Source organism: Streptomyces sp. H27-H1 (assembly GCF_026627445.1).
Classification (GTDB): domain Bacteria; phylum Actinomycetota; class Actinomycetes; order Streptomycetales; family Streptomycetaceae; genus Streptomyces.
In genome coordinates this window covers 1-11,757 of sequence record NZ_JAPNLJ010000092.1, presented here as the reverse complement: position 1 = coordinate 11,757, position 11,757 = coordinate 1, and the positions used below count along the sequence as shown (strand labels likewise).

General features: G+C 71.5%; 15 protein-coding genes and 1 tRNA gene. 8 read left to right on the top strand and 8 right to left on the bottom strand.

Annotated features, from left to right (window positions below; translation table 11 throughout):
- Positions 1–120 precede the first annotated feature (120 nt).
- Positions 121–651, bottom strand: coding sequence for a hypothetical protein (locus OTB20_RS40895; RefSeq protein ID WP_267824987.1), 531 nt, complete (start codon positions 649–651; stop codon positions 121–123).
- A 79-nt stretch (positions 652–730) separates the two neighbouring features.
- On the opposite strand from OTB20_RS40895, the gene OTB20_RS40890 reads away from it, so the two are divergent.
- The 5 genes from OTB20_RS40890 to OTB20_RS40870 all read left to right on the top strand — a co-directional run bounded on the left by OTB20_RS40890 (position 731) and on the right by OTB20_RS40870 (position 4,142).
- On the top strand, positions 731–1,417 hold the full coding sequence (locus tag OTB20_RS40890) for a response regulator transcription factor (RefSeq protein ID WP_267757168.1): 687 nt from the start codon (positions 731–733) through the stop codon (positions 1,415–1,417).
- A 7-nt stretch (positions 1,418–1,424) separates the two neighbouring features.
- Positions 1,425–2,846: a sensor histidine kinase gene (locus tag OTB20_RS40885; RefSeq protein ID WP_267824986.1), complete on the top strand. Its 1,422-nt coding sequence runs from the start codon at positions 1,425–1,427 to the stop codon at positions 2,844–2,846.
- Between the two features lie 63 nt (positions 2,847–2,909).
- On the top strand, positions 2,910–3,074 hold the full coding sequence (locus OTB20_RS40880) for a DUF5993 family protein (protein WP_267824985.1): 165 nt from the start codon (positions 2,910–2,912) through the stop codon (positions 3,072–3,074).
- A gap of 11 nt (positions 3,075–3,085) precedes the next feature.
- On the top strand, positions 3,086–3,727 hold the full coding sequence (locus OTB20_RS40875) for a disulfide bond formation protein B (protein ID WP_267824984.1): 642 nt from the start codon (positions 3,086–3,088) through the stop codon (positions 3,725–3,727).
- 202 nt (positions 3,728–3,929) lie between these two features.
- The gene (locus OTB20_RS40870) at positions 3,930–4,142 is read left to right on the top strand and encodes a hypothetical protein (RefSeq protein ID WP_267824983.1); all 213 of its coding nucleotides are present in this window, start codon (positions 3,930–3,932) and stop codon (positions 4,140–4,142) included.
- Here the strand turns inward: OTB20_RS40870 and OTB20_RS40865 are convergent.
- Both OTB20_RS40865 and OTB20_RS40860 read right to left on the bottom strand, forming a co-directional pair.
- Positions 4,057–5,202, bottom strand: coding sequence for an MFS transporter (locus OTB20_RS40865; protein WP_267824982.1), 1,146 nt, complete (start codon positions 5,200–5,202; stop codon positions 4,057–4,059). The two genes, OTB20_RS40870 and OTB20_RS40865, sit on opposite strands and share 86 nt — an antisense overlap.
- A gap of 78 nt (positions 5,203–5,280) precedes the next feature.
- A complete protein-coding gene (locus OTB20_RS40860; RefSeq protein ID WP_267824981.1) occupies positions 5,281–5,781 on the bottom strand; it encodes a MarR family winged helix-turn-helix transcriptional regulator in 501 nt (166 codons plus the stop codon).
- A gap of 102 nt (positions 5,782–5,883) precedes the next feature.
- Between OTB20_RS40860 and OTB20_RS40855 the strand changes: the two genes are divergently transcribed.
- The gene (locus OTB20_RS40855; RefSeq protein ID WP_267824980.1) at positions 5,884–6,708 is read left to right on the top strand and encodes an NAD(P)H-binding protein; all 825 of its coding nucleotides are present in this window, start codon (positions 5,884–5,886) and stop codon (positions 6,706–6,708) included.
- A gap of 93 nt (positions 6,709–6,801) precedes the next feature.
- On the opposite strand, the gene OTB20_RS40850 is transcribed toward OTB20_RS40855, so the two are convergent.
- The 4 genes from OTB20_RS40850 to OTB20_RS40835 all read right to left on the bottom strand — a co-directional run bounded on the left by OTB20_RS40850 (position 6,802) and on the right by OTB20_RS40835 (position 9,511).
- A tRNA-His gene (locus tag OTB20_RS40850) sits at positions 6,802–6,874 on the bottom strand.
- Positions 6,875–6,970: 96 nt separating this feature from the next.
- The gene (gene orn / locus OTB20_RS40845) at positions 6,971–7,573 is read right to left on the bottom strand and encodes an oligoribonuclease (protein WP_267824979.1); all 603 of its coding nucleotides are present in this window, start codon (positions 7,571–7,573) and stop codon (positions 6,971–6,973) included.
- Positions 7,574–7,644: 71 nt separating this feature from the next.
- Positions 7,645–8,814, bottom strand: a complete 1,170-nt coding sequence (locus OTB20_RS40840) for a helix-turn-helix domain-containing protein (RefSeq protein ID WP_267824978.1) — start codon at positions 8,812–8,814, stop codon at positions 7,645–7,647.
- Between the two features lie 376 nt (positions 8,815–9,190).
- Complete coding sequence (locus OTB20_RS40835) at positions 9,191–9,511, bottom strand: hypothetical protein (protein ID WP_267824977.1); 321 nt, start codon at positions 9,509–9,511, stop codon at positions 9,191–9,193.
- A gap of 463 nt (positions 9,512–9,974) precedes the next feature.
- On the opposite strand from OTB20_RS40835, the gene OTB20_RS40830 reads away from it, so the two are divergent.
- Positions 9,975–10,505, top strand: coding sequence for a universal stress protein (locus tag OTB20_RS40830; protein WP_267824976.1), 531 nt, complete (start codon positions 9,975–9,977; stop codon positions 10,503–10,505).
- A gap of 99 nt (positions 10,506–10,604) precedes the next feature.
- A complete protein-coding gene (locus tag OTB20_RS40825) occupies positions 10,605–11,171 on the top strand; it encodes an acetate uptake transporter (protein ID WP_267824975.1) in 567 nt (188 codons plus the stop codon).
- Between the two features lie 80 nt (positions 11,172–11,251).
- Here OTB20_RS40825 and OTB20_RS40820 read toward each other — a convergent pair.
- Positions 11,252–11,757 (bottom strand): SIS domain-containing protein (locus OTB20_RS40820; protein ID WP_267824974.1); only part of this gene is annotated, 506 nt, incomplete at its 5' end.

Genomic DNA, 11,757 nt, shown 5'->3' with positions numbered 1-11,757 from the left:
ACACCATCCAGAGCCTGCTGAACTGCTGGACCGGCGTCTGCACCACCTGCCACCGACCCCTACCCAAACCCCGCCACCAGCGCGAACGCACAAGACCAGACCACACCTAACGGAGTCCTACTAGGGGTCGATGATCTCCACCAGCGGCGGGTGGTCGTGCCAGGTGCAGAACACCGAGACCTCGCGGCCGTCACGGGTGAAGGTGACACGGATCCAGGACGGCTGCTTCCAGACCTGCATCCGCCAGCCGCCCACCGGGGTCGCCGAAACCAGCTCGGCGGAGGTGGCGCCGATGCCGAAGACGGCCCGGCCGCCCGAGACGCTGTACGCCTTCACGTTCTCGCTCGGGGCCGCCTGCCGCGCCGGATGCGGGGCCGCAGGCGGGGAGGGCTTGGCGGAAGGGGAAGCGGCAGGCGAGGGGGAGAGGGAAGGAGAGGACGGCAGCGGGGACGGGGACGGCGGCGAGGGCGACGGCTCCGGCGGCTGTGCCTGGTGCGTGGAGGAGGAGAGGGCTTGCGTGGTCAGCGGCACCGCGAGTGGCGGATCGTAGGCCGTACCGGACATGACCGTGTGCACGCCCCACCACGACAGCGTCACCGCCGCCCCGGTCGCCAGGGTCCACGCCCCCGCGTGTACAAGTCCTCTTCGCATCGGTGGACATACTGCACCACCCGCCGCAGACCTGGCCCAGCACCCCTCGGCGTCCCCCGAATGGGCTACGGTGCGAGCCATGGCTAGTGTGCTCGTGGTCGAGGACGACCAGTTCGTACGTTCCGCCCTCATCCGGCACCTGACCGAGGCCTCGCACACCGTGCGCAGCGTCGGCACCGCCCTCGAGGCGCTCCGCGAGGTCGCCCACAACCGCTTCGACGTGGTGATCCTCGACCTCGGACTGCCCGACCTGGACGGGGCCGAGGCGCTGAAGATGCTGCGCGGGATCACCGACGTGCCCGTGATCATCGCGACCGCCCGCGACGACGAGGCGGAGATCGTCCGGCTGCTCAACGACGGCGCCGACGACTACCTGACCAAACCCTTCTCCGTGGAGCACCTCTCCGCCCGGATGGCCGCCGTCCTGCGCCGCACTCAAGCGGCCGACGCAGAACCGCCCTCCCGCGTGCTGCGCGTCGGCGGCCTCGCCATCGACCCGCTGCGCCGGCAGGCCGAGCTGGACGGGGCGGTACTGGACCTCACGCGTCGGGAGTTCGACCTGCTGGCCTTCCTCGCCGGACGCCCGGGCGTGGTGGTGGCCCGCCGGGAGCTGCTCGCCGAGGTCTGGCAGCAGTCCTACGGCGACGACCAGACCATCGACGTCCACCTGTCGTGGCTGCGCCGCAAACTCGGCGAGACCGCCGCCACCCCGCGCTACCTGCACACGCTGCGGGGTGTGGGCGTCAAGCTGGAGCCGCCGCGGTGATGCCGACATGAGGTGGGCACTGGTCAAGGTGTGCCTCGCGGTCACCGTCATGGTGGTCGTGGCCTTCGCCGTGCCGCTCGGGCTGGTCGTCCAGGAAATGGCCAGCGACCGGGCGGTCTCCAACGCCGAGCGGCAGGCCGCCACCATCGGGCCGACGCTGTCCATCACCACCGACCCGGTGCAGCTGCGCAAGGCCGTGGAGTCCACGGAGATGGGCGCCGCCCAGCGGATGGCCGTGCACGTCCCCGCCGTCGGGGGCAGTCCGAGCGTGGACATCGGCCACGGGCGGGCCGGGGAGCGTGCCGTCGCCCAGACCCGGAGCGTCGGGCGGGCCTCCACGGTCCCCGTGGCCGGTGGCGGCTTCGCGCTGCTGCAGCCCGTGGCGCTCGGCTCCGGGGACATCGCCGTGGTGGAGGTCCTCGTGCCGGAGAGTGAGGCCAGCAACGGCGTGGCCACCGCCTGGCTGGTCCTCGCGGCCGTCGGTCTCGCCCTGGTCGTGGGCTCGGTGGCGGTCGCGGACCGGCTCGGCGCCCGCCTGGTGCGGCCGGCCGAACGGCTCGCGGACGCCGCGCACCGGCTGGGCGAGGGGCGGCTGGGGGCCCGGGTCCCGGAGGAGGGACCGAAGGAACTCCGCTCGGCGGCCGTCGCGTTCAACTCGATGGCGGACCAGGTGGTGGAACTCCTGGCCAACGAGCGGGAGCTGGCCGCCGACCTCTCGCACCGGCTGCGGACGCCGCTGACGGTGCTGCGGCTCAACACGGCCTCGCTCGGCGACGGCCCGGCCGCGGAACAGACCCGGGCCGCCGTGGAGCAGTTGGAGCGGGAGGTCGACACGATCATCCGTACGGCCCGCGAACAGCGGCCGGCCGCAGCCCAGGGGCCGGGCGCCGGCTGCGACGCCTCCGAGGTGATCCGCGACCGGATGGCGTTCTGGTCGGCGCTGGCGGAGGACGAGGGCCGCGAGGTGCGGCTCGCGGGGGTCGACCGTACGGTACGGATCCCCGTGGCCCGGCCGGAGCTCGCCGCGGCGCTGGACGCCATGCTCGGCAACGTGTTCCGGCACACCCCGGAGGGCACCCCCTTCGCGGTGGACGTCCACGACGCCGGGGACGCGGTCATCGTGCTCGTCTCGGACGCGGGAGGCGGCATCGCCGATCCGGACGCGGCCCTGCGGCGCGGCAACGACGGCGGCCGCGACGGGTCCACGGGCCTCGGGCTGGACATCGTGCGGCGGGTCGCGGAGTCGACGGGCGGGGACGTGCGGCTGGGGCGTTCGGTGCTCGGCGGCACCGAGGTTCGGGTGTGGATCGCGCTGGACGGGCGGGCGCGGGGCGCCTCCGCACGCGCGGGGCGCAGCCGGCGCAAGGGTCGGGGCGGCCGGCGCCCCCATGGCCGGAGCGGTCACCCCGCCGGAGGGCAACCGACGTAACCCTGCGGTCGCGGGGGGCGCGCCGCGCGTCCGGTATGTCCCCCTGTCGGTACGGTCCGCGCCATGGACACCCTCATCTTCGGCGGCCTTCTCGCCACGCTGATCGCGATGTACCGCGACTCCCCGCGGTTCGTGGTGCTCGGTGCCTGGTGGCTCATGTTCTTGGCCGTGATCCTGCTGCTGGCGCACCACGTCACCAGCGGTCTCGCCCTCACCTTGAGCTACTGACGATGGCCGCGATGTCCAGCCTCCTCCCGGAGACGCCGCTGGCGGGCGGGCTGCTGGGCCGGGTCCAGTACTGGTTCGCGTGCGCCTTCGCCATCGGCTGGACGGCGGTGGTGTGCGGCGGGCTCTTCTACCAGTTCGCGATGGGGGAGTCCCCGTGCCCGCTCTGCATCGTGCAGCGGATGTTCATGCTGCTGGCGGCGATGGGCGCGGCCCACATCGTCCGGACGGCGCTGTCGCACGGGGCGGTGACCGGCCGCGACTACATGATGGGCTGGGGCCTGTCCCTCGTCGCCGTGACCGCCGGCTCGTTCGCCTCGTGGCGGCAGACGATGCTGCACGTCCTGCCGGGCGACAAGGGGTACGGGAGCGAACTGTTCGGCCTGCACCTCTACGTCTGGGCGTGGATCCTCTTCCAGGCCTCGGTCGTCGCGGTCGGCATCGTCCTGGCCTTCGCCCACGCCACCGCGGACCGGGCCGTCCCGGCGGAGGACCCGGGGCCGCACCGCGCGGTGGGGATGGCGGCGCTGTGGTTCCTCGGGCTGGTGATCGCCGTGAACCTCGTCGCCGTCTTCCTGGAGGAAGGCTTCCACTGGTTCCTTCCGGACGACCCGACGCGCTACCGGATCTTCTACGACACGGGGATCCTTGACTAGCCGGGACACCGGGGCGCCGCGCGCGGCGTACGCGGTAGCCGCCGTCCGGACGGAGGCGGAGAGGTTGCCGCCGTCCGGGCCCCCGCTCAGGGTGGCCGTGACAGCGGAGCCGCGCGTGAGAGTCGTGCGCAGGGCCCATATGACACGGCCGAGATGAACGGGCATCAAGAGCGGCCCCCTCCCCGACGCCGTGAGGAAACTCATGGAGAAGGCCGAGCCGGAAGCCGCCTGCTTCGGCCTCCACGAGGGCGTCCGGTCCTGCTGGATCGTCTTCGACCTCCAGGACAGCTCCCCGCTGCCGTCCCTGATGGAGGACCTGTTCCTGCAGTTCAACGCCGAGCTGGAGGTGGCTCCGATGATGAACGCCGAGGACCTGGCGAAGGGTCTGGCGGCGATGCGGAGCTCGTCGGGCTGAAGCCCGGCCCCCGCACCCGGCCGGCGGCCGTCCACACCACCACTGCGGAGGCGGCCGCCGCCGCGCACGACACGGCGAAGGCCGCCCGGTACCCGTACGCCGCGGCGAGCGGACCGGAGGCAGCCGCGGCAAGCGCCTGGCCGATGATCAGACCGCTGCCGGCCAGCGTCATGGCCTCGCCCATCCGCTCCGCGGGCCCGGCCCGTTCCACGAGACCGAACAGAGCGATCAGGTGCGGGGCGACAGCCAGTCCGATGCCGGCGACGGCGAAGGCCGCGCCCCACAGGCCGACGACGGCGAGCAGCGGAAGTGCCAGCAGTGCCTGGGCGGTGACGGTCCTACGCAGCCGGACGGTCAGCGAGGCCGGCCCGGGCCGGGCCACGGTCACGAAGCCGGCGATCGAACTGGTCACGGCCATGGCGGCCCACACCGGCCCGGCGGCCCCCGGGGAGCCGACCGTGACGGCGAGCGCGTTGACCCCGGTATTGGCCGCGCTCCACGAGGCGCCCTGCAGGACGGCCACGACGAACAGCAGGGCGAGCCCCGGAGACCACAGTCGTACGCCGCCGCGCGCGGCGGCGGGCCGTCCCGTCGGCCGGGGCGCCGTGGGGTGCAGGGCGAAGAGCGTCCCGAAGACCAGGACCAGGGCCGCCGCGAGGACCAGCGCCGACGCGGGATGGACGGTCACGGCGAGGATCCCGGCCAGTGCGGGGCCCACCATGAAGGCGACCTCGTCGAGGGTGGTGTCGAAGGAGAGCGCGGCCCCGACCAGGGCCTTGTCCTCGCCTGCCATGCGCGCCCAGCGGGCCCGGGTCAGCGGCCCGACCTGCGCCGCCGTGAGCCCGGCGGCGACCGCGAGCGCGATGCGGGCGGCGAGCGGCAGCCCGCCGAGTACGGCGGCGACGAGGGCGAGGAGCACGGCGGCGTTCGCGGAGCGGGCAGGGCGCGGCCGCCGAGGGCGAACACCCCGCGGAAGCCGCCGGGGGCGGACGGGGGCGCGGGCGCGGGTGGGGGTGGGGATGCGGACGAGGATGGGGACATGGACAACCTCCAGCCGCACGCCGACCCTCCCGTAACTCCGGCGCGCGCTGTTGCCCGTTGCCCGGCACGGTAGCGGTGGAACGACCGGTTCGGTAGATCAGTCGGGGTTGCCCGAGGTGAGCCGCTTGGCCTGGTCGCGGCCGACCTCGGCGGCGCGGTGCAGGTAGTCGGCGATGACGGCGAGCTCGGTGTCGGAGTAGCTCTGCAGTACGGCGCCGAAGGCGCGGCCGGGGGTCTCCCAGGCGGCGCCGATCCGCTCGCGGGCGGCGGGGGAGAGGGCGACGAGGGAGCGGCGCCGGTCGTTCGGGTCGGCGTGCCGCTCCACGACGCCGGCCTTGACCATGCGGTCCACGAGCCGGGTGGCCGAGCCGGAGGTCAGCCCGGTGAGGCGGGCGATGTCGCCGGTGCTGACCGGGTCCGGTTCCATGTCGAGGAGGGCGACGCACTGCATGTCGGTGGGGTGCAGGCCGACGTGGTCGGCCATCGCCTGGCTGAAGAGCGAGTAGTCGGCGTAGTGCCGCTGGCTCTCGGTGACGATGCGCGCGAGCAGCTCGGCGCGGGTCCACTCATCACTCGGACGAGCGTAATCGGTTGACATGGGCTTCTCCGTGGTCCAAATTTATCTGCGTGACGCAGAGGATGCGTCACACGGAATCTGCGTCACGTACTCAGTCTAGAACAATCGGAACAGGAATCCGCCATGTCTAAGATCCTCGTCACCGGTGGCCGCGGCGCCATCGCCCGCGGCCTCTCATCCCTCCTCGCCACCCGCGGGGTCCCACACCGCCTCGCATCCCGAGAGCCCGACAAACCCGGCACCATCCACTGCGACCTCACCGATCCCGCCACCTTCCCCGAAGCCCTCGCCGGTGTCCGCTCCGTCTTCCTCTACGCCGAGGCAGCCGCCATCGACGCCTTCGTGAAGGAGGCCGCCGACGCCGGCGTCGAGCACGTGGTACTCCTTTCCTCCGCCTCGGTCTTCGCCCCCGACGCCGCCGACAATCCCCTCGCCGCCTCCCACCTCGCGGTGGAGCAGGCTCTCCTCGCCTCCCCGCTGCGCACCACCCTGCTGCGCCCGGGATCCTTCGCGAGCAACGCCCTCGGCTGGGCCTGGTCGATGAAATCCGGCCGCCCGGTCCACTTGCCGTACCCGGGCGCGTACAGCGATCCGGTGCACGAGGCCGACGTCGCCGAAGCCGCCCTCGCGGTCCTCGCCGACCCCTCGCTCGGCGACCGCGCGTACACCCTGACCGGGCCGCGGACGCTGACCTTCGCCGCGCAGCTGGAGATACTGGGCGAGGCCGTGGGACGGCCCATAGCCTTCGCGGCGGTCTCCCGCGAGCAGTGGAAGTCAGAGGTCGACGGCTACATACCGGGCCCGTACGCCGAGGCCCTGCTCGACTTCTGGTCCGCCTCGGACGGCCTCCCCGTCGGCCTCACCGACGACCTCGAACGGCTCACCGGCCACGCGCCGCGCACCTTCGAAAGCTGGGCCGCGGACCATGCGGACGCCTTCCGCGCCTAGGGCGGGGAGGCATGGTCTGGGGAAGGGTGCTCGGTCGTTCCGGGGAACGCGAAGAGCCCCGCCCCGCTTTCGCGGAACGGGGCCCTCTCGCAGGGTGAGTGACGGGACTTGAACCCGCGGCCACCTGGACCACAACCAGGTGCTCTACCAACTGAGCTACACCCACCATGTCCGGTCGGAAAACCGACCGGCCGAAGAAAAGCGTACAGGGTCCGGGAGGGTGCTCGCTCCCCCCTTCCCCCGCACCTCTCTCCGGTGGGTGCTACTCGCCAGGGACGACGTGCTTGGCGGCGATGGTCCGCGCCGTGTCCGAGTCGGGCCCGGGCTGCGGCACGAAGACGGCCTCCCGGTAGTAGCGCAGCTCCGCGATGGACTCCTTGATGTCCGCGAGGGCCCGGTGGTTGCCGTTCTTCGGGGGGCTGTTGAAGTAGGCGCGCGGATACCAGCGGCGTGCCAGCTCCTTGATCGAGGACACGTCCACGATCCGGTAGTGCAGGTACCCCTCCAGTGCGGCCATGTCGCGCAGCAGGAAGCCGCGGTCGGTGCCGACCGTGTTTCCGCAGAGCGGAGCCTTGCGGGGTTCCTTCACGTGTTCCCGTACGTAGGCCAGGACCTGTGCCTCCGCGTCCGCGAGGGTGGTCCCGCCGGCCAGCTCGTCGAGCAGGCCGGACGAGGTGTGCATCTCGCGCACCACGTCGGGCATGGTCTCCAGGGATGCGTCCGGCGGGCGGATCACAATGTCCACGCCTTCGCCGAGCACGTTGAGCTCCGAGTCGGTGACCAGTGCGGCCACCTCGATAAGTGCGTCGTCCGTCAACGAGAGCCCGGTCATCTCGCAGTCGATCCACACCATGCGATCGTTCATGCGCCCCACCTTATGCGGAAGGTCCCCCACATCGGTGACTACCGATGTGGGGGACCTTCCCGGGACCTTGCTTACGCGTGCTCGCGCAGCGCCCGGCCGGGGGCGTACAGCTCCGTCACCGTGGGACCGGCCGCGGCAAGTGCCGCGGCTGCTCGCTGCGGCTGCGGAGTGCGCTGGTGCGGGACCGGCGACTCCGACAGCTGAGCCACCTGGGCCACGTCCGCCTGCGGGCGGCGGGCCCGGTAGGCGGAGCGGTAGGCGGCCGGGGAGGACCCCAGCTGGCGGCGGAAGTGCCCGCGCAGCGCGACCGGCGAGCGGAACCCGCAGCGTCCGGCGACCTCGTCGACCGAGTAGTCGGAGGTCTCCAGCAGCCGCTGTGCCTGGAGCACCCGCTGGGTGATCAGCCACTGCAGCGGCGCACTGCCGGTGAGCGAGCGGAACCGCCGGTCGAACGTGCGCCTGCTCATGTAGGCGCGCGCCGCCAGCGTCTCCACGTCGAACTGCTCGTGGAGGTGCTCCAGTGCCCAGGCGACGACCTCGGCCAGCGGGTCTGCGCCGATCTCTTCCGGCAGCGACCGGTCGAGGTAGCGTTCCTGGCCACCCGTGCGGCGCGGTGGGACGACGAGCCGGCGGGCCAGTGCCCCCGCCGCCTCGCTGCCGTGGTCCGTGCGCACGATGTGCAGGCACAGGTCGATTCCGGCCGCGGTGCCCGCGGACGTCAGCACGTCGCCGTCGTCGACGAACAGCTCGCGCGGATCGACGTGGACGGACGGGTAGCGCTTGGCCAGCGTCGGCGCGTACATCCAGTGCGTCGTCGCGGGCCGGCCGTCCAGCAGACCGGCGGCGGCGAGCACGAATGCCCCCGTGCACAGTCCGACGATCCGGGCTCCCTCCTCGTGCGCCAGACGCAGCGCGTCGAGCGCCTCCGGTGGCGGCGGTGAGGTGATGGAACGCCACGCGGGAACGACGACCGTGCCTGCCCGGGCGATCGCCTCCAACCCGTATGGCGCGGTCAGTTCGAGTCCGCCGGTGGTCCTCAGCGGACCGTCCTCACCGGCGCACACGAGCAGTCGGTAGCGTGGAACTCCCGCGTCCTGCCGGTCAATGCCGAACACGGAAAGTGGAATGGAGCTCTCGAAGATCGGTCCGCCGCTGAAGAGCAGCACCGCGACGATCTCCCTGCGGCGACGCCCCGCGAGCTTCCTGCCGTCTACGACGACGGCGGTGGAATCCTGGCTCATGGCGCTAAGCCCCCCTTGGGTGTCGCGACTCCTTGGTCTGGTCGCACCTGCACGTATCCCCTCGGCCTTGCACGTGGCTCCCCCGCCGTAAATGCATGATCGAATCTACTGCGTCCCGTGGTGTCGGCGTGACAAGTTGAGCACGCAGCGCTATGTCGATTTGGCAACTTGGCGAAAAGCATTCGATCAGGAAGCGTTCCACTCCGCTACCCGGGTGGAAAGCGCACTGTCCGGCCATGGCCAGTACTCGTAGGGTCAAAGACCCCCTGTGGCCTTGTGGTCGCTGATGGTGAGGGGGTCGGGGGGACATTCCGGCAAGGAGGGTGACCTGCCGGGAAGTTGGCTGAAAACATGCGGGTGTGGATGTGCGAATCAGTCAGTCGCGCGAGGACATCCCACCGGAAACGTGACATCCGCGCCGGGTCGCGGCCCCGGCGCGCGAGTGCCGGCCCCGATGCGCGGGCGGCAATCGGTCCTCCGGGCGGACCCGGGCCGCATTCCGCTCCGCCTGCTCCGACTGGCGCAGCAGCACCCGGCAGGCCGTCGTGACGGCGGCCAGGCCGAGGGTGGCGACCGCGGCCCCGCCGAAGGAGGTCCCGTAGACGACGAGGACCACGGGGACGAGCAGGCAGCTGAATGCCGCCCAGCGCACCACGTCACCCGCGGGGTCCTCGTGGGGCCGCCGGGCGGGCTGCACGGACGAGTGAAGGGGAGGGGGTGGAATGTGGATGGACTGCGTCGGCTGAGCGGGCTGGACGGGGTGAACCGGATGACCGGGCACGGCGTGCTCCCTGCGGGCTCTTCCTGGACGGTCGGACTCCTGTCCAACGGCGTCCGGCGCGGCTCGGTCACTGCGCGCACGGGTGGCACCCACCCGATGGCGTGCTTCTCGTCACTGGCTGTAGGGGACAGCGGACATTGCCAAGGCGCCGTGGCTGCGGCATGCTCCCTGGGACGCTCTCCAAGGGCGGCATGCCCTGCACACTGCAGGAGTGTCGCCGTACCCTGGTGGGTATGGGCTTGGGAAGATGCTTCCCGGACAGAGCTCGGTCACACTGAGTTGTCGTTTTCTGGAATCGTCCCTCTTGAATCGTCGCTTCCGCCTATTGGCGCCCCGTCCCCCTGTTCCTTCCCCTGAGGACCTCTTCGCCGAGACACCCATGGCCGGTCACGAATTCCCCGAACCCGCGGACCGTAAGCGCAAACGCCTCGCCGACCCCGAATCGGCCGACCTGCGCGCGGTGGAACAGCCACGTCATCCCTGCGACCCGGCCTTCCGGCACGGGGTCGTGGTGGGCTTCGACGGATCCATGTCCAGCGAGCGCGCCCTCGCGTACGCGATCGGCATGGCCCGCCGCTCAGGCTCCGGTCTGATCATCGTGCACGTCGCGAACCGGCTGCCCACCACCGTGTGGGCCGGATGCGAGCCGCCGGTCTTCGTCGACGTGCCGGACCACCGCACCGAGGTGCTGGGGCTGGAGCTGGCCTGCGCGGACTATCTGTCCGAGGTTCCGTGGATCCTCGTCGAGCGGGGCGGGGACATCTGCCACGAGCTGGAGGAGGTCGGCCGGGAGTACTCGGCGGACGCCATCGTGGTCGGCTCCACGCACGGCATCGTCGGCCGGATCTTCGGATCGGTGGCGGGCCGGCTGGCGAAGCGGGCGCAGCGACCGGTCGTTGTCATCCCGTAACCCACTGTATGTCGATTGTGCGGTTGTGCACCCCCATGTAAGGGGTAGATAAAGGCTGCTGGGACGCAGCAAACAACTGCAGATCGAAGGGAGCCCGCCGTGGACAACGGTGTCTCTGCGGGAAGCACGGCCTCGACTTCGACCCTTGGGTACATGGCCCTGGGTCTCACCCTTCTCGCGTTCGGTATCGGCAACACCGGCATCATCGCCGGTGTCACCGTGGCCAACTCCGTGTCGCTCGCCACGTTCATCGGCGGGCTCGCCCTGTTCGTCCTCGGGATCCTCGAATACCGCGGCGGCAACGGCTTCAACGGCACGGCCTTCGCGGGTATCGGCGCCTTCTGGTTCACCTGGGCCAACGGGGCCGACGGAAAGGTTTCGGCAGACGCGGCCGGAATGTTCCTCGTCCTGTTCGCCATGCTGGCACTGAGCTTGACCGTCGCCGCCGCGGGCGGGCTGTTCGGTCAGGGCGTGTACGGCCTGTTCACCCTCTCCCTGCTGCTCCTGGCGATAGGTACCTTCGCCGAGAGCGACATGCTGGGCAAGGTGGGCGGCTGGGTGGCGGCGCTCTCCGGGCTGCTGGCCTGGTACGGGGCCACCGCGGCGCTGGCGAGCTGGCCGATGGCCTTCGGGAAGCGTTCGAGCGGCGCGGTCGCCGCGAGCTGAACGAGCGGGTACGCGAGAAGCCCCCGGGGGATCCCCGGGGGCTTCTTCGTGCGCGGCGGCGCCGGTGCGGCGCGGTCCGGCTATTCGACGGTGACGGACTTCGCCAGGTTGCGCGGCTTGTCGATGTCACGGCCCATGGCCAGGGCGGTGTGGTACGCCAGCAGCTGCAGCGGGATGCCCATCAGGATCGGGTCCAGCTCGTCCTCGTTCTTGGGCACGAGGATCGTGTGGTCGGCCTTCTCCTGCTCGCGGTGGGCGACCGCCAGGATCCGGCCGCTGCGGGCCTTGATCTCCTCGAGCGCCGCGCGGTTCTTCTCCAGCAGGTCGTCGTCCGGGACGATCGCGACCGTCGGCAGCGACGGCTCGATGAGGGCCAGCGGACCGTGCTTGAGCTCGGAGGCCGGGTAGGCCTCGGCGTGGATGTAGGAGATCTCCTTGAGCTTCAGGGAGGCCTCCAGCGCCACCGGGTAGCCCCGGACGCGGCCGATGAACATCATCGACTTGGCCTCGGCGTACTCGGCGGCCAGCTTCTTGATGTCCTCTTCGCCGTCGAGGATCTCCTGGATCTGCGCCGGCAGCTTGCGCA